At 48.2% G+C, this 21,067-nt stretch carries 22 protein-coding genes; 17 read left to right on the top strand and 5 right to left on the bottom strand.

Annotated elements, in window-relative coordinates; all coding sequences use genetic code 11:
- Positions 1-707 precede the first annotated feature (707 nt).
- Positions 708-890, top strand: a complete 183-nt coding sequence (locus METBU_RS0102500) for a type II toxin-antitoxin system HicA family toxin (protein WP_017839128.1) — start codon at positions 708-710, stop codon at positions 888-890.
- Between the two features lie 9 nt (positions 891-899).
- Positions 900-1,292 carry a type II toxin-antitoxin system HicB family antitoxin gene (locus METBU_RS0102495; protein ID WP_017839127.1) on the top strand — a complete coding sequence of 131 codons (393 nt, stop codon included), beginning with the start codon at positions 900-902 and terminating at the stop codon, positions 1,290-1,292.
- A 331-nt stretch (positions 1,293-1,623) separates the two neighbouring features.
- Here the strand turns inward: METBU_RS0102495 and METBU_RS28905 are convergent, their stop codons facing one another.
- Positions 1,624-2,085: a type IV pilin protein gene (locus METBU_RS28905; RefSeq protein ID WP_083877599.1), complete on the bottom strand. Its 462-nt coding sequence runs from the start codon at positions 2,083-2,085 to the stop codon at positions 1,624-1,626.
- A gap of 111 nt (positions 2,086-2,196) precedes the next feature.
- On the opposite strand from METBU_RS28905, the gene METBU_RS25080 reads away from it, so the two are divergent.
- The 7 genes from METBU_RS25080 to METBU_RS0102455 all read left to right on the top strand — a co-directional run bounded on the left by METBU_RS25080 (position 2,197) and on the right by METBU_RS0102455 (position 9,164).
- Positions 2,197-2,769: a GspH/FimT family pseudopilin gene (locus tag METBU_RS25080; protein ID WP_017839125.1), complete on the top strand. Its 573-nt coding sequence runs from the start codon at positions 2,197-2,199 to the stop codon at positions 2,767-2,769.
- Positions 2,770-2,803: 34 nt separating this feature from the next.
- Positions 2,804-3,313, top strand: coding sequence for a GspH/FimT family pseudopilin (locus tag METBU_RS25075; protein ID WP_017839124.1), 510 nt, complete (start codon positions 2,804-2,806; stop codon positions 3,311-3,313).
- Between the two features lie 17 nt (positions 3,314-3,330).
- Entirely contained in the window at positions 3,331-4,089 is a 759-nt protein-coding gene (locus METBU_RS0102475; protein WP_017839123.1) for a hypothetical protein, read from the top strand.
- Positions 4,090-4,111: 22 nt separating this feature from the next.
- Entirely contained in the window at positions 4,112-5,395 is a 1,284-nt protein-coding gene (locus METBU_RS0102470; RefSeq protein WP_017839122.1) for a pilus assembly PilX family protein, read from the top strand.
- Positions 5,396-5,413: 18 nt separating this feature from the next.
- Positions 5,414-7,747, top strand: a complete 2,334-nt coding sequence (locus METBU_RS0102465) for a hypothetical protein (protein ID WP_017839121.1) — start codon at positions 5,414-5,416, stop codon at positions 7,745-7,747.
- Positions 7,748-7,824: 77 nt separating this feature from the next.
- Positions 7,825-8,007: a hypothetical protein gene (locus METBU_RS0102460; protein WP_017839120.1), complete on the top strand. Its 183-nt coding sequence runs from the start codon at positions 7,825-7,827 to the stop codon at positions 8,005-8,007.
- 104 nt (positions 8,008-8,111) lie between these two features.
- Positions 8,112-9,164, top strand: coding sequence for a M23 family metallopeptidase (locus METBU_RS0102455; protein ID WP_017839119.1), 1,053 nt, complete (start codon positions 8,112-8,114; stop codon positions 9,162-9,164).
- A gap of 478 nt (positions 9,165-9,642) precedes the next feature.
- On the opposite strand, the gene METBU_RS0102450 is transcribed toward METBU_RS0102455, so the two are convergent.
- The 4 genes from METBU_RS0102450 to METBU_RS0102435 form a co-directional block, all read right to left on the bottom strand.
- On the bottom strand, positions 9,643-9,957 hold the full coding sequence (locus METBU_RS0102450; RefSeq protein WP_017839118.1) for a nucleotidyltransferase family protein: 315 nt from the start codon (positions 9,955-9,957) through the stop codon (positions 9,643-9,645).
- Positions 9,944-10,378 carry a HEPN domain-containing protein gene (locus tag METBU_RS0102445; protein ID WP_017839117.1) on the bottom strand — a complete coding sequence of 145 codons (435 nt, stop codon included), beginning with the start codon at positions 10,376-10,378 and terminating at the stop codon, positions 9,944-9,946. Before METBU_RS0102445 ends, METBU_RS0102450 begins: the two co-directional genes overlap by 14 nt.
- Before the next feature lie 48 nt (positions 10,379-10,426).
- Positions 10,427-11,140 carry a DUF5765 domain-containing protein gene (locus tag METBU_RS0102440; RefSeq protein WP_017839116.1) on the bottom strand — a complete coding sequence of 238 codons (714 nt, stop codon included), beginning with the start codon at positions 11,138-11,140 and terminating at the stop codon, positions 10,427-10,429.
- 419 nt (positions 11,141-11,559) lie between these two features.
- Entirely contained in the window at positions 11,560-12,639 is a 1,080-nt protein-coding gene (locus METBU_RS0102435) for a lytic transglycosylase domain-containing protein (protein WP_017839115.1), read from the bottom strand.
- A gap of 1,145 nt (positions 12,640-13,784) precedes the next feature.
- Here METBU_RS0102435 and METBU_RS0102425 point away from each other — a divergent pair.
- The 8 genes from METBU_RS0102425 (at position 13,785) to METBU_RS0102390 (ending at position 21,066) form a co-directional block, all read left to right on the top strand.
- A complete protein-coding gene (locus METBU_RS0102425) occupies positions 13,785-14,339 on the top strand; it encodes a TRAP transporter small permease subunit (RefSeq protein ID WP_017839113.1) in 555 nt (184 codons plus the stop codon).
- Complete coding sequence (locus tag METBU_RS0102420) at positions 14,340-15,725, top strand: TRAP transporter large permease (RefSeq protein ID WP_017839112.1); 1,386 nt, start codon at positions 14,340-14,342, stop codon at positions 15,723-15,725.
- Positions 15,722-15,874: an LPS translocon maturation chaperone LptM gene (gene lptM / locus METBU_RS25730; RefSeq protein ID WP_017839111.1), complete on the top strand. Its 153-nt coding sequence runs from the start codon at positions 15,722-15,724 to the stop codon at positions 15,872-15,874. The genes METBU_RS0102420 and lptM overlap by 4 nt, the downstream gene beginning before the upstream one ends.
- A 3-nt stretch (positions 15,875-15,877) precedes the next feature.
- Positions 15,878-17,137 carry a diaminopimelate decarboxylase gene (gene lysA / locus METBU_RS0102410; RefSeq protein ID WP_017839110.1) on the top strand — a complete coding sequence of 420 codons (1,260 nt, stop codon included), beginning with the start codon at positions 15,878-15,880 and terminating at the stop codon, positions 17,135-17,137.
- Between the two features lie 16 nt (positions 17,138-17,153).
- A complete protein-coding gene (dapF, locus tag METBU_RS0102405) occupies positions 17,154-17,981 on the top strand; it encodes a diaminopimelate epimerase (RefSeq protein ID WP_017839109.1) in 828 nt (275 codons plus the stop codon).
- A complete protein-coding gene (locus tag METBU_RS0102400; RefSeq protein ID WP_017839108.1) occupies positions 17,978-18,673 on the top strand; it encodes a DUF484 family protein in 696 nt (231 codons plus the stop codon). The genes dapF and METBU_RS0102400 overlap by 4 nt, the downstream gene beginning before the upstream one ends.
- Positions 18,666-19,574 carry a tyrosine recombinase XerC gene (gene xerC, locus METBU_RS0102395; protein ID WP_017839107.1) on the top strand — a complete coding sequence of 303 codons (909 nt, stop codon included), beginning with the start codon at positions 18,666-18,668 and terminating at the stop codon, positions 19,572-19,574. Before METBU_RS0102400 ends, xerC begins: the two co-directional genes overlap by 8 nt.
- A 451-nt stretch (positions 19,575-20,025) precedes the next feature.
- Positions 20,026-21,066, top strand: a complete 1,041-nt coding sequence (locus METBU_RS0102390) for a DUF2333 family protein (protein ID WP_017839106.1) — start codon at positions 20,026-20,028, stop codon at positions 21,064-21,066.
- The last annotated feature ends 1 nt before the right edge of the window (position 21,067 follow it).

Genomic DNA, 21,067 nt, shown 5'->3' with positions numbered 1-21,067 from the left:
ACCGCGCGTAATTCCTGATCCAAAAACGTATAGGCTTGGTTCCAATCGATCAGATTCGCGGCGTCCGGAAAATAAAACGCCATGAATTCCGGAAAGTAGCGCTCAACCGCTTCTTTCCAAGGACTATCGTATTCGTCCGGAGCGAATTCGTTCATGACACTAAAATAGAAGTCAATACTGGATCTGTCATTTTACGCCTATTCGGGTAAAAAACATCAATGTGATTCGCGTAGCAGCAATTCCCAGTTTGAGCGTTTTCTCCGGGCTGTTCGCGTAGGCTGGGTTACGGCTCACTGCCATTAAGTTAAGCGGCTACTCACTTAACGCGGGACAGTTTAAGGTTAATCCGTTCGTGGTGAGCCCTTCGGCTGCGCTCAGGAGAGCCCTGTCGAACCATGGGCGGATTAACCGTCCACCCTTCGACAGGCTCAGGGCGAACGGTTAATCCTTAGTGCTTTTGTCCCGCCTTAAGTAGGAAGCCAGTTAAGCCATCACAGAATTAAGTAATGCTTGTATCCATGATCTACTTTGCCTCAAAAGCTTGCCATCCATGGCACTGGATTCCGCCTGTCCATGGCGGAATGACGGGCTTCCCTTAACTTAATGGCAGTGTGGGTTACGGCTACCCGGCTTTTTTGGTGCTTTATGTCAACACCAACGGTGGTTATAGTGTTGATACTTTTTATTGAGTAATTATAATAACCATCATGGACAGTAAACAACTCATCAAGCAACTTGAAGCCGACGGCTGGATTCTGGCACGAATCAAAGGCTCACATCACCAGTTCAAGCACCCGGATAAACCCGGCTTGGTGACGGTCAAACATCCTGACAGCGACATTCCCGCCGGTACGCTGAACAGCATTCGCAAACAGGCGGGATGGAAATAAGAGGTTATCATGCGCTTTTCTGTAGTATTGCATACCGATGACGGCGTTCGTTACGGCGTTACCGTCCCCGACTTGCCCGGCTGTTTTTCGGCGGGCGACACCCTTGACGATGCATTGGCTTCCGTTGCTGAAGCGATTGATTGTCACATTGAAACATTGATTGAAGACGGAGCCGATATTCCTGATTGCAAACCGATTGCCGAGCACCTATCCAATCCGGATTATTCAGGCGGCGTTTGGGCTTTCGTCGACGTTCCGGTTGAAAAATACTTCGGCCCCGCCGAGAAAATCAACATCACGCTGCCGCGCCTGTTGTTGGCGAGAATCGATCGCTATGCGAAAGCGCACGGCGCAACGCGCTCCGGTTTTTTGGCTGAGGCGGCTCGTGCGGCAATGCGTTAAAGGAAAAGACGTAGAATAGGTCGGGTTACGGCTAACGCCTAGTTTGACCTATGCGGATCGCCTGATGGATGCCCCCATCCGTGCGCTTGCCATAGAACGCTGATAAAACGTCCTGATTAGCAAGATGCTTCAGTTTGCTGAAGCCAACTGTCCGAGCAGTGGCCAGTCGTAGCCACTTCTGCGGGACGGGTTATTTAACCCGTCCCCAACGTTTCGGTTTGCCCTAAACATTTCGGCTGATTTCGGCCAAAGTCAAAACGTTTAGGACGGGGTTGCAAACCCCGTCCTGCTAGGGTACGAAAGGTATAACGCCTAATTTGACCTATTCGGCTTACCAGCAGGTATCCGCGTTATATCCAGTTGAATAACTGCCCGTTTGGAGTTGTTTCGAGACCTGACCATTGGCAAAAACGATTTCAAAATTACCGCACTTGTCATTGGCTTGCGCTCCTCCAACTTGGCGTGTTGCTCTTAAGGTATAAGCTGTCGCACTGGCTGAAACGATAGACAATGCATAATGCCCATCAGGCGAGCTATTACTATGAACCAAATTGAATGAACCGCCACCACAAGAATAAGTGGTAGCGTGAAGCCCTGTGGCATATTGCAAACAATTCGCCCGGTATTTTTCTTGAGCCAATTGCAAACTCAACAACCCCGCTTTCGCATCCGATCGCCTCGCCTTCATGACATAGCTCGTATAAGACGGATAAGCAATCGCGGCCAAAATACCGATCACGGCAACCGCTATCATTAATTCAATTAACGTAAAACCTTCAAATTTGCGTGTCATTTCAAATTCCTGCTCTAAAATTAAAACAATAATAGCCGCTAAATGTCTAACGGTCAGAAAAATCCGATAAGGCATTGGCGGTCACTATACATTCTTGCAAGAGGTATAGAAATGAATAAGCTCCTGCCTATTAAAATGAACGAAGCCGGCTTTACCGCCGTGGAATTACTGATCACGATCACTATCGCCGGCATTATAGCGACATTAGCCATACCGAGTTATCAAGACATGTTGGAACGCAACCGCCTTAAACAAGCCCTGGAGTCGTTAAAAGGCGATCTAAAACTGGCGCGCACCGAAGCGCTCAAGCGCCATCAACCGATAGTCGTTTCCAGAAAGACCGGCAATCAAGGTGCATGGTGCTACGGACTGGCAATTAGAACGCCCGCCAAGGCCAATTGCAATTGCGAACAAACCAATATAGGCGCCAATGATTTTTGCGACGTTAAACGCATACTCGGCAATGATTTTGAATACATTACCATGGAGCCCGCAGGCATTAACAATAATACTTTTAACCCCAGGCGAGGCACCGTGGCCGCCGGGGGTGTCACTTTCAGTACGGCGAAATACGCAGCCAGAGTGGTTTTTGCCGACACCGGTCGAGTGCGGATTTGTAGACCCCAGTCTGCCAACATGCCAAGCGGAAAAGTTGGCCTACCCTCTGTAACGGCAAATTGTTAAGGACACATAAAATGAAAAACGCGACTAAAACACCATGAAAAATCAAACGAATCAAGGATTCACTCTACTGGAAGCATTGATCACCATTGCCATCGCCGCAATTATATTGGTCTTGGCCGTACCTTCCTATCGTGATGTTTTGGAGCGTAATCGTCTAAAAGGCGCAGTTGAATCAGTGGCAGATGATTTAAAATTTACACGCACTCAAGCCATAAAACAAAGTACCGACGTCACACTTGAATTAAAAGGCACAACCGACTGGTGCTACGGTATTTCTTTAGGCAACAGCGGATGTGATTGCGAAACAGTAGGAAGCTGTTCAATCAAGGTTGTCGATGGAACACAATTTTCTGACATTGCGCTAGACGGCGACAATAGCGCAACCTTCCTATTTAGACGTGGTACAACGGATATAAATAATAATATTGAAATAACACTTAATTCACCCGTATATACGGCAAGAATAATAGTCAACCGTTCAGGCAGGGTTTTTATTTGTACACCTGGTGGAACAACTGGCCTACCTTCATACCCCGACTGTTAAATCGGTAGTGAGCGAATATGAAAAAAGTAATGGGCTTCACTTTAATGGAACTCATGATTTCCCTGTTGTTGGGTCTGATAATCATCGGCACAATCATCACTGTCTACATAGCCACGATACGAGGTAGTTCTGATGTGATCGGCTCTGCTCGGTTAAACCATGATATGGAATCAGCCATGATGCTGATGACCAATGACATCAGGAGAACCGGCTACTGGGGAGGAGCTGTGGACGGTTCAGATAGTCGAAACAACCCGTTTACGAGCCCTACAACTGACATTGCTGTTATAGACTTTAATGGTACCGGTGATTGTATCTTATACAGTTACGACGCAAACGGTAGCGGTCATTTTGACAATAATGGTGATGGGACAGTCGACGATACAAACGAATTCTACGGCTTTAGGCTGAACAATAACACGATAGAAATGCGTTTAACCGGCGTTAATACGACTGACTGCTCCAATACCAACGCAAATTGGCAAGCAATGACCCTAAATGCTGGCGGCGAACAAATCAATATCACGAATTTAGAGTTCAGTTTCGGTCCGCTAGCTGGCTTGGCCGGGACTTCTCGTTGTTTCAATTTTTCAACTAAGACAATAACCGATGACGCGATAGACTGTGACCCTGCCCCTTCGACAGGTGACAATGTTATACAGAAGCGTGTTGTGAATATTCGCATGACCGGAGTTTTAGCCAACGACGTGAATGTAAGCAAAACGATAAACGGCACCGTGCAGATCAGAAATGACCGCCTATACACACAGCCGTAGCAGTTCGCCAAGAGGGATCAAAATGAAGACCTTTGCTAAAAATTTAAATTACCAACGAGGCGCGGCAAGCCTGATAGTCGCTTTAATTTTATTGATCGCCATCACAATAGTTGTCCTATTTACCGCTAAGACCGTACTCGTGGAGACACAAATCACTGCAGACAACTATCGAACGACACAGGCGACCGCCGCGGCAAGTGCCGCAATGGATCAAGCAATAGCATATTTTAACAATCAAGGAATTGATGCAGGAGCCCCTGCCTATACCAATGATGTTGAAGATCTTCCCCAATGCGGCGCTAATTCAAGTGCAAGTCCAGCAACTCATATTACTTTAACATCAGGCTCTCAAACGACCCGTGCTTTATTCTTTTTTAACAATGTGTTTTATGATCCAGATGATCCAAACAATTGCCAAGGCCAAACTTCGCCTGATAATACTCCCCTCCCAATTACCTATCAAGATAGAGCCCAAATTACAGCCCGAGGATGGAGCGATGATTGTGCAGCAGTCCGAACAATAATACAGTGCGTAGGAACCTTTGATGTTTTTAATGCTGGTAAAGGTCCCCGGCAACCTTTTGTTAGTAAAGCCGGTGTCGGCGCTTTCGGTAATGCAAAAATTATCAACCGTTACAACAATAGCAGTATTTGGTCGGGCAGCATTTTGGATACTAGCGGCGCAGCTTTTGGCACATATTTAAGACCCAGCAATACAGAGATAACGAATTTTACCAAAGCAGAGCTAGACAGCGATAATGAAAATGCGAATACCCAACTCGTTTCCAATAGAGACGCCGGAGCCGGAATTGATGTGATAAGTGGCGACCCCAACCTTACTAATGCCTCACCCGATGAATTCTTCAACATGTTTTTTTCGATCGATAGAGATACGTTAAGAGGTTTGGCCGAAGATAGCGATCAAAAGTTAGCAGCCGGAGGCAACCCAAACGGTATGACCGGAGTAATATGGATAGGCCCGGACGGAACACCTTCAACTACAACAACCAATATTGGCGGCACGACAGTAATCGGCTCTCCAAACGTTCCCGCCATCATGATTATAAACGGTGATCTTCAATTGACTGGGGGAACGATTCACGGCGTTGTATATGTTACCGGGGAAATAAAAATTGCCGGCAATGCGGTAATCAAGGGTTCGATATTAAGCGAGTCCGGCAATAATAGCGGTGCTGGAACACTAAAACTGGTCTATGTGCCCTATGGTGGCGAAGGGTCCGGTCCAACACCATTTATTCCAGGAACTGGCGCAGTCATCGCAGGCTCATGGCGAGATTGGAATTAAATTTTGAGGTGATATCAAATGAACGTCACAAACACATTAACACGCAACAATGGAATTGGCCTGATTGAAGTACTGATTGCGACTGTAGTAGTAGCAGTTGGATTATTAGCAATTAGCTCTTTGCAAATCAATTTAATAAGTGGCAGCAGCAACAATAAAATACGTTCGGAAGCCATGTTACTAGCCAACCTAAAGCTCGAAGAGCTTAAGGACCGGATTGAAAAGGAAGATAGTTTTGATGAAATTGCCAGTGGTAAAGAGACTAACTGGATAGTTGGCTCTAATGAAAACTTCGCGCGCTATTGGTTAGTAACGGACCAAACCAACCCGGAAAGAAAAGTAGTTGAAGTTAAAGTCGCTTGGGGAGCCACAGGCCAAATGGTATTGAACGCTGCCAATGCGGCAGCGGCAAATGCAGCGGCCAACAGCTCTGCATCAATCGCAAATGAGCAAGTAATCGTGCAAAGTGTTATTAGCTTTCAAAGCCCTGGCGCTTCAATGTTAGCGGCAAGCGATGATGAACGTGGATTGAATGCCATGAGTCCAAGTCCCAGCGCCGAGTCATCCGACAAAATTTTTGACGATCTCAATGTGCCGCTCGATGACTTAACTTTATTTGATGCTGAACGAGGTATATATACGCGAGAAATTAATGGTGAAACCCAATATTTCAAAGAAAATGACATGGGCGGTGGCGATCGCGTATTCCTGTGTAGCGATTTAGTTTATTTCGAAAACAACCTTTATACACGCAGGGTAAACGATGATTCAATCGCTGGCGACGAATCGATCGAGTTATTTAGCGATAACAACGATGGTTTATCTTGCACAAGACAAATTCGCTTTAATGGCGGCATAATCATCCCGATACGAGGCATTGTTTATTCTAGAGCCACAACCGGAAATAATCCCAATGCAGGATTGTTGGACGTTAATTTATTCACCTTTAATGCATCGGAAAGCGGCGCATATTGTGTTTTCAACCCAATCGCTAACTCAACAGAGGCACCTTACGTTTGCTATGTCGGCGGCAACTGTATCAATGGACCAGACGGCACTCATCTCCCACGCGTCGATGCCGAAACACCGCTTCAATTAGCGACTGCCGGGCAACATACCGCAGTCACTGAATGCCCTAAACCGGCAGTTGCGCAAATAAAGGTTGGTCCCGGCGGTTGGCGAGGTAATGTTGGTTTATTAGGGATCGCAAGCAATGGGAATAATGTCTGTTTTGCTGAAGAGCTTGCCGGCCCATCTTCAACAATCAACACAGCTCGGGCTTATTACACGCGGAGAACGAACGGCAACATCGTCAGTAATGAAGGCATCAATAAACCCTACGACTGTCATAATTTTCTTATAATCAATGGTAAAAATACTCTCACGCAAATTTCCAATGAATGTAAGGCACGCGCGGCAACTATTTCCGGCCTAAAACTCGCCTCTAAATATATCCAACGCAACCTAACCGGAACTTCACCTAATAGCGTCGACTTAATTACTGATGTATCTTATTGCCCAGGTGATGTAGCCCCTACCATTTTGGTTTCCGGTGAGATAAAAAATGCCAGCACAGCACCGACTGTCACAATAACAGACGGAATACAAACACCTGTTGAATGTCAAGCGACCACAACAGCCTATAGTTGCACTATTACCACTAACGAACCGGCGTTAACTGTTAACGCCACTAGCGGATCATTAGTTGCGACTTGTGTTATGGCTCCATCAACAGTTGGCTGCACATTAAATCTGGCGACTCCAACTTTAACAACCTACACCATTACCGGTAATATTATCGGAGGACGAAGAGAAGAAGTCGTAATCGAGTTAGCCGGAACTGCTTGCACCATCGATCACACAAATGCCCCATCTATTTATACGTGCTCGATACAAACAACAGCAAATATTGCCACATTATCGGCTAGTGGCGGCGGAGTTACTCCGTCATCGGTATCTGTACAATTGACACCAGGAACATCTGACCCTACAACAGTTGAAGGTCCTAATTTCAATGCTATTATCCCTCGAACAATTAGCGGCACTATTTCATTTACCAACCAAGTAACAATTGCCCAAGCATCCATTAGCGTATTAGAAGGGAATTGCGGCACCGCTATTAATCCAACAGGCAGTCAAAGCTATTCCTGTACAGTACCTGATGGTGTTGAAAACACGTTAACGATAACCATTTCTCCGCCGTGTAGTACAGGAAACAATTCCAGGAAATATCAAATTACACAAGGAACAAATAGTTCTTTAGGAACGGGTACTTTAGCAATTCCTTTAGGTACAGTAACCGGCAACCAGACTCGTGATATTTCGGTATCAAGATCAAATACTAATTGTTAGCAATGTAGGTCGGGTTACGCTGACACTAACCCGACCTACGCAAAATTGCCAAACTTCACTGTATTCGGAGTTTCGCCATGCGTTATCGCCGTGTTTATATCAACGCGGGCAGCTATTTGTTTACCGTGGTGACCGAAAAACGCCGGAAATTATTCGCCGATGAGGACAATGTAAAGCTTCTGCGCACGGCGTTTAAAAAGGTCATGCAAAAACGGCCATTGTCTCGTTCCCAAGTTCTACTTGGGAATGCCTACCTTTAAGCTCTGCTTATTGTTCGTCAAGCGGAGCTTGACGGTAGACACTCCCAAACAAGAGTTTGGGAGAGAGCAATAAGCGCTGGAGCGTTGAAACTAGGAATCAAAGCATGAAGAGTTCTCGTCATTTTTCATCACCCTTTCGTCTTGCTTTATTTGACTATCGGGAAGGCGGCAATAAATCGCCTTTTGCCTTACGGCACGCACCGGCTCTGGTCGGCATTATATGGGTTCTGTTTTCATTTAACGTTGCCGCTAAAAAACTTTATCAATATCAGGACGAAAGAGGCATTTGGCACTATACCGACAAGGCGCCCGACACAGAATTACCGGTTACGATCCGGCAATTGAAAGTCGAGCAGAGGCAAAAGGTCTGGTTGATACAAGGGGGCGACAAGCGTCACCCGACCTATGCCATCCGTAACGATTACGGCGGCCCGGTGCAAGTGGAAGTCGCTTTTGTCGAGCACGAGAATGCTTTGGCCAATCCGGCGTTGCCGCATCGCTTTATCGTGTCTCCAGGGCTATCGAAAACGCTGCTCGAAATTAGCGAAGCACAACCGCAAGCCGGTTTTCGTTTTACTGTGAACTATCGTTATGCAATAGGGCCGCCGCTAACGGACTATCTACCCAAGCATGCCTATCTCCCGCCTTTCGCTGCCGGCGAGTCGTTTCAAATTACTCAAGGTTTCGAGGGCGAATTCAGCCACACCGACCCGGAAAACCGTTATGCAGTCGATATCGCGATGCCGGTCGGCACGCCGATTCATGCGGCCAGATCCGGAGTCGTGATGGATGTCGAGCGCGATTTTTTCGAAGGCGGCGTCAAGCCGGCTTATGGCCAGAAGGCCAACCGAATACGCATTTTACACGATGACGGTTCAATGGCTGTTTACGCGCACTTGGAACTAGAAAAAACGCAGGTATATCCGGGCTTGCGCGTCGAAGCGGGTCAATTGATCGCTTATTCCGGCAATACCGGATTCACCACCGGCCCTCATTTACATTTTGCCGTGCAAATCAATAGCGATATGGCGTTGACTTCGGTGCCGTTCGTCTTTCTGTCCGCCTCTGGCGTACCCAAAAATCCGGTTGCCGGTATTTGGTTAAGAGGCGTTACAGCGACTCAAGGCGGGGCTGTCGGGGCGGATTCGATGAAATGAGTACCTGATTAGCAAGTTTCTTCAGCTAAAGCCCAAAGATCAGCATAACCCTTAGCAAGACGGGGTTCGTAAGCCATGCGCGTCAAGCTAAAAACGGCCACCCACATCACGCTCTTTCCCAGGCTCCAGCTTGGGAAAAACACCCCGGAAGCTCAGCTTCCTGAGACCGACACAACCTCCGCTCACTCTCAATCAACCCCGCGACTCGCTCGTTCAATTTTTCTTGATTGTCGGGAAGCTAGAGCTTCCTGAACAGGTTGCCCAAGCTGGAGCTTGGGTAACAGCATATTTTAGTTTTTGCGACTACGACTGGCCCCTGCTTGGACACTTGGTTTCGGCAAGCTGAAGCATATTGCTAATCAGGAATGAGTATGTCGTTTTTCCGGCGACCTCGATCCGCAGTGGGAATTTATACTTTAGCCTTGATAAGACCGGTATGCATTCCCACGCAGGAGCACGGGAACGAGGATACTCGTTCCTAAGTTACATTTATTTTGTAAAGGGAATCCACGATGCTCCGATCCAATTGCTCTAATGAATCGGTTACTAAAATGTCATAACCAAGTCCTAATTCCGACATTTTATCGCACGCTTTGCGGTAATTTATTTGAATCGACTCTTTGGGCGATATTACTAAAATATCCACATCCGAGTTGCCGTGAAATTGTTCTGTTGCATACGAACCGAACAAATAAACCGGACAGGAAAAATCTTTAAAAGCTTGTTTGAGATAAGCCACGACGCCCAGCTTCTTTCGGATTCTAGCTTTTTGGACAAGATTAGTCCTTTGCATAAAGCCGCTCCAGTATCCTCACCGACCGGTTAAAAGCATCCAAGGCCGACAGTGCTTGCTTTTTGGTGATAATGTCCACAGGCGCATCGCATGATGACGGGTATCTTGCTATGGTGTTGTATTGGCTCAATTCTTTGTATAGGTCAATAAGCTCATCATCGAACAAATCGGTATCAAGTGATTTGTTTACATCTTTTGCCAGCTCGTGAACCGAGTGAATATGTCGGATTTGAGCTCCCGCATCGCTGACGACAAACTTTAATAACTTTTCCACCGCTTGTTGAGCGTGGTAGCAAACACCATCCCATTTGCTAGCCTTAAACAATAGCTCTGCCATTTCAAAATCATTCACACCCTGTCTTAGCCAGGCATATTGGACTCCGTCTTGCGCCGCCAATTGTCTTAATAAATCAATTTTCATCACTGCACACTTACCGGAAAAGTTGCGTAACTTAGTTCATGCCCCTTACTAAGCCCGTTGCAAACGCTGCGGCATTACCGTAAAAAATTGTTTGAAATGCGGCAAGAAGCTGATTGTGATCGGTATCGAGAACAGGCAATAAATCGCCGCCGCTTCGCCGGTCGACACGCCGAATAGCCATTGCGGCATCAGCAAGGTCATCAATGCCATGACGCAGTGGTAGGAAGCCATTTTCCAATTGTCCGGCCACATAAACCCACTCAATGCCAACGCAAAAAGGGATCCGTGGGTAATCAACAAACCAAAGGCGCTCGGTATCGCATAACCGATGTGATAAATCCCGCTATAAAGACAAGCCACTTTGTTACCGATAAAATTCGGCTCGATTCCGAATAATTGCCATTCCTTGGGCAGGAAATTGAAGATTAGAAATAACGAACTCAATGTCGCGCTAAAGTAAAATGCTTTTTTTAGTGCTTCTTTATCCGAGGAATAGCTGGCCAATGCCGGCATAATCGCAAATGCCTGAAGACTGATGTGATATGTCGATAACTCGCTGAGAAAAAGATTCGTGCCGTAACCGCATTGATCGGCAACCGGATAGGCGAAATATTGAATGAATTCCATCATTGAAAAATGCAGTATCGCGTAGGTTCTCGCCAATCTCACCTGTAGGGTTTCGCTCTTATCTAAAAAAGTCACGCTTGAAGCTGCCAAGCCTACCAGCCCCAGACCTAAAGACATATTCGCACTAAAACACATAATTATTCCGCCATTTAATCGGCAACGCGATTTTTATGATTCAATATCTGAATGTGATCGCTTTGTTGCTTCATCCGAAAAAAATATCGGCAATTGCATAAAGTCTACATTTACGCATGGATCGCCGCCCTTAAATAGGGGAATTCTAGCAGAATGGCGATAATGATGCTTGAGGGAATATCGATCCGAAAAAGTCTCCAGTCCCCCTTTGATAGCATTTGCTGGTCAAACTTCGGCACCGGGGGGCGGGCCGTCAAAGGACGCCGTGAATACGTATATGTAGGCTCTGTGACAGCATCCCTGCTGTCAAAGCCTTTGCCGCCCCCCCGGCGCCTCCATGCGTCAATGCCGAAATTTGAAGTGCGATGGGTATAACTTTATAGAGGACTGGAGAGGCTGTATCGGTTGAGGAAAAGTCGTTATTCCGAGGCGAGATAGTGAGTCGAGCCCATCGGGCCTTCAAAGTTTACGCCTTCGCGGAAGTAAGCCAAGGGGTTTGCCGCAATGTCTCTCGCAGCTAAAAACTGTGCATAATAATTACGCGACGCAAACCCGAATATCGGGCTGTTGTATCGTTCGACGATTTGTTCGAAATTGCGGCCGACTTGATTTTGTGCCCGCGACATTCCGCCTATACCGTGATTATAAGAAGTCACCGCAGTCGGCCAATCGTTGAGTTTGTTGTAAGCATACTTTAGATAACGAGCCGCGCCATGAGCCGAGGCTATCGGATCATGGCGCCTATCGGGTTTGTTTTTACCCGGCATAAACGTTTCAGCGGCCCCTTTTGTGAACTGCCACATGCCGACCGCGCCGGCGTGGGATTTTGCGGAAGCTTGAAATGACGACTCGACATGCGGCAAATAAGCAAAATCCTCCGGCAAATTGTATTCGCGGAAAATGCTTCTAAATTGCGCATCATACCGACCGCTGATCTCCAGGCCGCGTTTGAATCGCTCTTTTATGCCGCGTTGCGACCGTAATCTTTGACTAGCCTCCGGCAAAATCTCATGCAAATTGCCTTGACTTTGGATTCTGGCGACGATTTGTTTATCGAATTCGTCAAGCGGCGCTTTAGCTCGCAATTTCCTGTCTAAGTCACTCAAGCGATTTTTCCAAAATGCTTTGCGCTGTTCGACCATCGCTTTTTGTTGGTTAGTCAAACCTTCGCCGACATTGCCCGGTAACCTCATCACTTCATAGATAACGCCCATATAGCGATCATCATGAAAAGCGACTTCCGAACGATGCCATACCCCATAAGTCTTACGCCAAAAATCGACTGCCGGTTCCAATGTTGGCGGCCTAGGAAATACGCCCTGCTCTTTTTGCGCGAACTTAGCGGCTATAGCCGGTTTATAGGTCCACTGAGAGCCGGTAGAAACTCTTGGCGGAGTCGTCGGTTTAATTTCAACATGCCGTGAAGGAGAACTGCTGCAAGCCGGAAGCAATGCCATTGCCGCGGATAATAATGAAATGACAAGAGTTTGTCGCTGCATAACCAATCACCAAAAACTGTTTTTTTAAAAGACAAAAGATTCTTCACGAATCATTCAAGGAACCGTAACGAGAGCGTTAAGTTTTGTTTAAGGATAGTAGGCGGGAATTTAAATTTCTACTCTTTTAATGGCAATCTTTAATATTTATTTTTTGGAGGATCAGAATCAATATAAAGGGATACAAGACTACCCTTCCGTCATGATATTTTATATTTTTATTTCAATTACTTATGATTCCACACAAAATATCGCAGCAGTGCCGTAGGGAATCCGTATATCCCTTCGGAGTCAATAATCATGCCGGCAATGATTGCCAAACTTCGAACCAAGAAACACGCACAAAAAAACCGCCCTAAATGGTTCTTTCGCCCTGCGCGCCCATCGTTTCAGATAAATTGTAGGGTACGCTGTGCGTACCAAAGCCGTGCCCTGGCGGTTCGGTTAGCACATGAACATCGCGGAGCTACCATGGTACGCACAGCGTACCCTTCGCGGATCACCTAGCGTTTTAGGCGACACTGCCATTAAGTTAAGCCAGCACAGAATTAAGTAATGCTTGTATCCAGGATCTACTTTGCCTCAAAAGCTTGCCATCCATGGCACTGGATTCCGCCAGTCCATGGCGGAATGACGGGCTTCCCTTAACTTAATGGCAGTGAGCGTTAGGCGAGGGAGATTCGAGGGTGTTAAAGACAATAAACCTAAAAAGAACAGTTTGATAGCCTCAAACTACCGTTCGCCCTGAGCCCTTCGGCTGCGCTCAGGAGAGCCCCGTCGAAGGGTGAACGGTAGTTTGAGGCTTCACCAAGACGGTGAAAGTGTTGTAGACCCTTCATGCTTCGACTTAGCTCAGCACGAACGGTCTACAACACATGTCAACTGCTCTTTTTACTGTGAAAGTTCGTAGATATAGACCCTTTATCTAATTTTTCGATATACGGCGCTCGACAGAGCAAATGCCGGTTCCGGAGAGGGTGCGGTTGCTCGACCGACAGGCGTCGATGGCCAGGCCTTCATGAACGTTAGGATAAAGGATATGTCGAAGCCCTCGAATCGCCCTTGGACGGGTTGAATCACTCACCCCGAACAAAGTATTAGGTATAATTACCAACTTTCTCATTTTTTACGCCCGGACCTCAGCATATATGCCTTCGACTGTTCAGTTCTGTCGCCGCCTTGCCGATATAATCGACTCGCTTAACGAATGGATCGGGACGACCGTATCCTGGCTAACGTTGATCATGGTCGTGGTGACGTTTACGATCGTTTTGCTTCGTTATGCGTTTAATTTCAATTCGATTGCCATGCAGGAATCGGTCTCCTATATGCATGCGCTGGTGTTTATGTTGGGTGCGGCTTACACCTTGAAAACCGGCGCTCATGTTCGGGTCGATATTTTTTACCAACGCTGCGGCAAAACCGTCAGAGCCTGGATCGATTGTTGCGGCGTGTTGTTTTTATTGTTGCCGGTTTCAGGGTTTATCCTTTACAGCAGTTGGCACTATGTCGTCGAATCGTGGAATATCTACGAAAGCTCTAGCAACTCCGGCGGACTTCCCGGCGTATTTCTCATCAAAAGCACCATTCCGTTGACCGCATGCCTTTTAATCCTGCAAGGTATTTCCATGTTCATCGCTAATTTAATGATTGCCTTGGGCTTGCATACTCCCGTGGAAACTCGTCGAATAGAGGCTCGATAAATGGAAAATATGATGGCTCTATGGATGTTTGCCGCGGTTTTTGTCGTGCTATTAAGCGGTTTTCCGGTCGCCTTTGCATTGAGCGGCACCGCGCTGGCATTCGCGGGACTGGGTTTATTGCTGGGCAATTTCGACATCGCATTTTTAAACGCATTGCCCAACCGTCTGTACGGCATCATCGGCAATGAAACGCTGATCGCGGTACCGCTTTTCGTGTTCATGGGCGTAATGCTCGAACGGTCGCGTATTGCCGAAAGCCTTTTAGAAGCAATGACCGATTTGTTCGGTACCCTGCGCGGCGGCCTCGGCATCGCGGTAACTTTAGTCGGCATGTTGATGGCGGCTAGCACCGGCATCGTCGGCGCGACCGTGGTCACGATGGGCCTGTTGTCGCTGCCGACCATGCTACGCAAAAATTACGATCCGGCCGTGGCTTGCGGCACGATTTGCGCCTCCGGAACATTAGGCCAAATGATTCCGCCGTCTATCGTACTGGTTTTACTCGGCGATATCATTTCCACCGCCTATCAACAGGCTCAGCTCGACATGGGGGTGTTTGCGCCGGAATCGATTTCGGTTGGCGATTTATTCGCCGGTGCGCTACTGCCCGGACTCGGCCTAGTTGCAATGTATTTGGTCTATATTGCCTTGCTGGCCTGGCTGCGTCCGAACTTGATGCCGGCCGCAGAACAAAACGCCCGGCTCGAACCGGGCTTTTATCGGAGCCTATTGTTTAGCCTGGCGCCGCCGTTAATATTGATTCTCTCGGTACTCGGTTCAATCATAGGCGGCCTGGCTACGCCGACCGAAGCGGCATCGGTCGGCGCTTTCGGTGCCATTATTCTGGCTTTCGCAAAATGCGAGTTGAATTTAGCTACACTGCAGGAAGTCATGCGCAGCACCACGCAAACCACGAGCATGGTGTTTCTAATCCTGATCGGCGCAGCCTTGTTTTCGTTAGTATTTCGTGGGTTTGAGGGCGATGAACTGATCGTTAACCTGCTCTCGGACTTACCGGGCGGTCAATTCGGCGCCGTATTCAGCGTGATGCTGGTGATGTTTTTTCTCGGCTTCGTGTTGGATTTTATCGAAATCACCTTCGTCGTGGTGCCGATCGTCGGCCCGGTACTGTTGGCGATGGGTATCGACCCGGTCTGGCTCGGCATCATGATTGCATTAAACCTGCAAACGTCGTTTTTGACGCCGCCGTTCGGTTTCGCGTTATTTTATCTGCGCGGCGTGGCTCCGGCCGAGGTTTCGACAGGCCAAATCTATAAAGGCGTGATGCCTTTTATCGCAATTCAGCTTATCATGTTGGCCGTTTTGGCTTATTGGCCGCAGTTGGCCACTTGGCTTCCTACTCAGATATACAACGATGCATTATGAATTATTCCAAACTTTTACTCGCTTTCTTTATCGCATTATGGATCACTGCTTGCGGACAAACCGGACCGCTTTATTTGCCGGACGGGCCGGCGCCGATCCATGTCCCGAAAGAACTACCGGCCGACATTGAACCTGACGAAGAAGACTGACACATGGATTTTTTTAATTATAAAAACGGCGAATTATTCGCAGAAGACTGTCCGGTACGGGAAATCGCCGCTAAACTTGGAACCCCATGCTACATTTATTCGCGCGCCACGTTGGAACGACATTGGCATGCTTTCGACCGTCCCTTCGGCGATAGGCCGCATCTGATCTGTTATGCGGTCAAGGCCAATTCCAATCTTGCGGTGCTGAATATTTTAGCCAGGTTAGGATCGGGTTTCGATATCGTTTCGGCCGGTGAACTCGAGCGCGTCTTAGCCGCAGGCGGCGATCCGAAAAAAATTGTGTTTTCGGGCGTCGGCAAACGCAGCGATGAAATCCTAAGTGCGCTGAAGACAGGTATCCGTTGTTTCAATATCGAGGTCGGCGGAGAGTTGGACAGAATCAATGCACTGGCGGGCCAACTCGGCGTCAAGGCTCCGGTTTCGTTCCGCGTCAATCCCGACGTCGATGCGAAAACCCATCCTTACATCTCGACCGGTTTAAAGGAAAACAAATTCGGCATTGCGATTGAACAAGCCTTACTTGAGTATCAACGCGCCGCGGCCATGCCGAATATCGATGTTATCGGCATCGACTGCCATATCGGTTCGCAATTGACCGACACGACGCCCTTCTTGGACGCATTGGGCCGGATACTCGACCTTGTCGTGGAACTAAAAAAAATGGGAATCGCCCTGCACCATCTGGACCTCGGCGGCGGTCTCGGCATTCGTTACCGTGACGAACAACCGCCGGAACCGGCCGAATATGTTAAGGCCTTGCTCGATCGTCTCGATCAATCGACGCTCGATCATGATGTTGAGATCCTGCTCGAGCCCGGCCGGGCCATCGCCGGCAATGCAGGCATTCTGGTCACGCAAGTCGAATATCTTAAAACCACGGCCGACAAAAATTTTGCGATTGTCGATGCGGCGATGAACGATTTAATCCGCCCTTCGCTCTACAGCGCTTGGCAGGAAATCATTCCGGTTCAAAGCCAAAGTTCGGCGGATGAAAATCATTGGGATATCGTCGGCCCGGTCTGCGAAACCGGCGATTTTCTCGGCAAGGACCGCAAATTGAGACTCTCGCCCGGAGACTTGCTCGCGATACGATCTTCCGGCGCCTATGGCTTTACGATGAGTTCCAACTATAATTCAAGACCGCGCGCCGCCGAAATCATGGTCGATGGCAGCGATTGCCACCTGGTTCGCGAGCGGGAAACCCTTGCGCAATTATGGGCTGGCGAACAATTACTGCCTTAACCGGAAAATAACATCCATGATCGAATTCACCAAAATGCACGGACTCGGTAACGACTTTGTCGTGATCGATGCTATCAATCAAAGCATTTCATTACAGGCCGAACAAATCCGTACCTGGTCGAACCGCCATTTCGGCATCGGCTTCGATCAATTATTATTGGTCGAAATCCCGGTTAGTCCGGATGCCGATTTCAAATACCGGATCTTCAACGCTGACGGCAGCGAGGTTGCGCAATGCGGCAACGGCGCGCGCTGTTTTGCGAAATTCGTCCGCGATAAAAAATTGACCGATAAAGACGAAATCCGCGTCGATACCAATGCCGGCCAACTGTTGCTGAAGCTCAACGCGGACGGCATGATCACGGTCAACATGGGCATCCCGAAACACAAGCCTGAAGAAATCCCGCTAAAAACACAGCATGAAGCGAAGTTTTACAGCGTTATCGCCAATAATATCGAAAGAGGTTTCGGCGCGGTTTCGCTGGGTAACCCGCATGCCGTGCTTCAGGTTCACGACATCAAGCACGCGCCGGTCAATGAATTAGGACCTTTACTGGAAAGCCATCCCGATTTTCCCGAGCGCGCCAATATCGGTTTCATGCAAGTCATCGACCGCGGCCATATCAAGCTTCGTGTTTATGAGCGGGGAGCAGCGGAAACACTTGCCTGCGGAAGCGGCGCTTGCGCCGCCGCGATCATTGGTATCGAACAAAATTTGCTCGATCATGAAGTCAAAGTCGAACTGCCCGGCGGATCATTAACAATTAATTGGCCGGGGAGAGGACAGCCGGTATTGATGACAGGACCCGCCGTTTCGGTTTTCGAGGGACGTATCTCATTATGAAAAAACAAGCACTCAACACACTGACAGAAGAACAAGTTGAAGCCTACTTGCAGGCCAACCCCGAGTTCTTCAACGACCACCTTAATCTCTTGGAAAGCATGACGATACCGCATCCGAGCGGCGATGCGATTTCATTGATATCCAAACAACTGGAAATTTTCAGGGTCAAGCATCAGGAATTGGAAAGTCAATTAACCGCGCTGATCGAAATTGCCCGCGAGAACGATACGTCGTTTAATCGCATGCACAAATTGACCTTGGCCTTGCTCGATGCCGCTACGCTCGACGAAGCCGTCGCGAATCTCGAGCATGTGTTCGTCGAGTATTTCATAACCGATTTTGTGGCTGTGCGTATCATTTCCGAACATGAGCAAACGCCGATTGCCAATTTGTTTATCGCACCGAACGACCCCACTCTTCAGCATTTCGCGCAAATACTGAACAACAACCAGCCGAAATGCGGACGTCCCACCCTAGCGCAAGCCAAGGTCCTGTTCGGCGATGCGGCATCGGAGGTTAAGTCCTGCGCGATCATCCCCATGTCGTTCACCCAACTCGAAGGCATTGTTGCGATCGGCAGCCGCGAAGACAACCGCTTCCATTACAGCATGGGTAATTTATTTTTGACCCAAATGAGCGAGATTATTGCCACACGCTTGATTTCGTTGCTTCACCAATCGGAACATGACTGAAGACGCGCTGACTCAGTTAAATAGCTTTTTAAGCTACTTGCAAGTCGAAAAGCGCTTGTCCGACCATACCGTCGAAAGCTACAGATATGACTTGGAGAGATTGCGCGACTTTTGTGTCGAACACAACATAGAGAATTGGTCGTCGCTAAATACCAGCGATATCCGCACCCATATCGCCTCGAGGCACCGGCAAGGGCTCGGTAGCAAAAGCCTGCAGCGCGAATTATCGGCGATACGCAGTTTGTTCAGATATTTGCTGAAAAAAAACCTCGCCACAGTAAACCCGGCCCAGGCGGTCAAAGCGCCCAAGCAGGATAGAAAACTCCCCAAAGTGCTCGATGTCGACCAAGTAACAGGCTTCCTCGAAGCCGATACCGATTCTTGGCTGGAAATCAGGGATCAAGCGATTTTTGAATTATTTTATTCCTGCGGCCTGCGACTTAGCGAATTGACCGCGCTCGATTTAGTCGATATCGATTTAGCCGATTGCAGTTTAGTCGTACAGTCGGGAAAAGGCGGAAAATCCAGAATATTACCGATCGGCAATAAAGCCGTCGAGGCATTGAAAAACTGGTTGCCATTACGCGCCGACCTCAATCGCGGCGATGAGCCTGCGCTGTTTTTATCGGCCAGAGGCACCCGACTCGCACAACGTAGCGTACAACAAAGACTCGAAAACTGGTGTCGAAAAAAAGGGATCGCCGAACATATCCACCCGCATATGCTGAGACATTCCTTTGCCAGTCATTTACTCGAATCCAGCGGCGATCTTAGAGCCGTTCAGGAATTACTCGGCCATAGCACAATCGGCACGACGCAAATCTATACCCATCTTAATTTCCAACATCTTGCCGAAGTTTACGATCAGGCCCATCCCCGCGCTAAAAAAAGAACGCCTTGAACTGGATATTTTCTAGGTGGGACGGAGTTTGCAGCCCAGTCCTAAACGTTACCTATACCCTTTGCTAGTCAAATTTCGGCGTCGGGGTGCCCGTCAAAGGACGCCGTGAATACGTCCATGTAGGCTCTATGACAGCATCCATGCTGCCAAAGCCTTTGCCGAACACCCCGGCGCCTCCATACGCTAATGCCGAAATTTGAAGTGCGATAGGTATACATGGATGTAGTTAAGGGGCGTGAGCAGGAGCGGAAGCTTTTCGTCCAGGATCAACCCAAATCGAAACGTTGGGAGCGGGTTAAATAACCCGCTCCGCAGTAAGTTTACGATTAGGCCCTTCCTCGTGCAAAAAAGAACACCCTAACTCGGCTTTTTGTTAACGAGCCAACGGCTATAAAACCTGTTATTATTTAGAGCAATTTTAAAAAAATGCTGCACACGAAGGATACCGGAAATGTCTGAAAACGATTTACCACAGAACACACAATATAAAGGGATCCTATGGACGCTTGGTGTCATCGCATCCGCGGTTCTTATTGTAATTCTAATTTTGGCAACCTGGTGGAGCCAGGAACCCGATCCGTTCAATGTTTATGACGAAGCGATAGAACGCTCCAAAGTCGACGACACGACCGACATTCCACTCGGTTATGTTTACGCAAATACCTTAGCGCATATCGCCGAAGTATTACTACACAAGCCCGGCGGCTATATCACTAACGACGCTGCACCTCCGGGCGTATTCATGGATAACATGCCGAACTGGGAATTGGGGGCCTTGGTCATCTTACGCGACGCCACGACCGCACTACGGAATCATTTCGCGCGTGATCAATCGCAATCGGCCGAAGACCCAGATCTTGCGATCGCCGAGCCTTATTTCTATTACGAACGCAATTCCTGGGCGCTTCCGTCGACCGAAGCGGAATATCAAAAAGGCATCGACTCTCTCCATAACTATATGACGCGCCTACAAAAACCAGCCGGGAAAAAAGCCGCACGATTCTATGCACGAGCCGATAATCTTTGGCAATATACCGAAATCGTCATCAAGCGTTTGGGCAATTTATCGGTTCGTCTGGCCGCTAGCACCGAAAAAACTTATATTCGGGAAATGACCCTGCAACAAACGCTAACGCCGGAAGCCGACAAATTAAAACAAGAGCATCTGAGTACCGAGCCTTTGGAACAAACGCCTTGGCTGCTGGTCGACGACATGTTTTGGGAAGCACGCGGTTCGGCTTGGGCTTTGCTGCATATACTCAAGGCAATCGAACATGACTTCAGAAGCATCTTAATCAGTAAACGCGCGATGAATACCGTGGATATCATGATTCGGGCGCTAGAAAGTTCGTTACAACCCATCATGAGCCCGGTAATTTTAAATGGCAGCGGCTACGGTCTATTCGCGAACTACTCGTTGACAATGGCTAATTATATCGCTCGCGCCAATGCCGCCGCGTTGGACTTGCGTGACATCTTAAACCGTGGATAAG

Source organism: Methylotuvimicrobium buryatense 5G (assembly GCF_000341735.1).
GTDB classification, from domain to species: Bacteria; Pseudomonadota; Gammaproteobacteria; order Methylococcales; family Methylomonadaceae; genus Methylotuvimicrobium; species Methylotuvimicrobium buryatense.
Note: the sequence above shows the minus strand (reverse complement) of the source record. Positions and strands in the feature narration are given on the sequence as shown.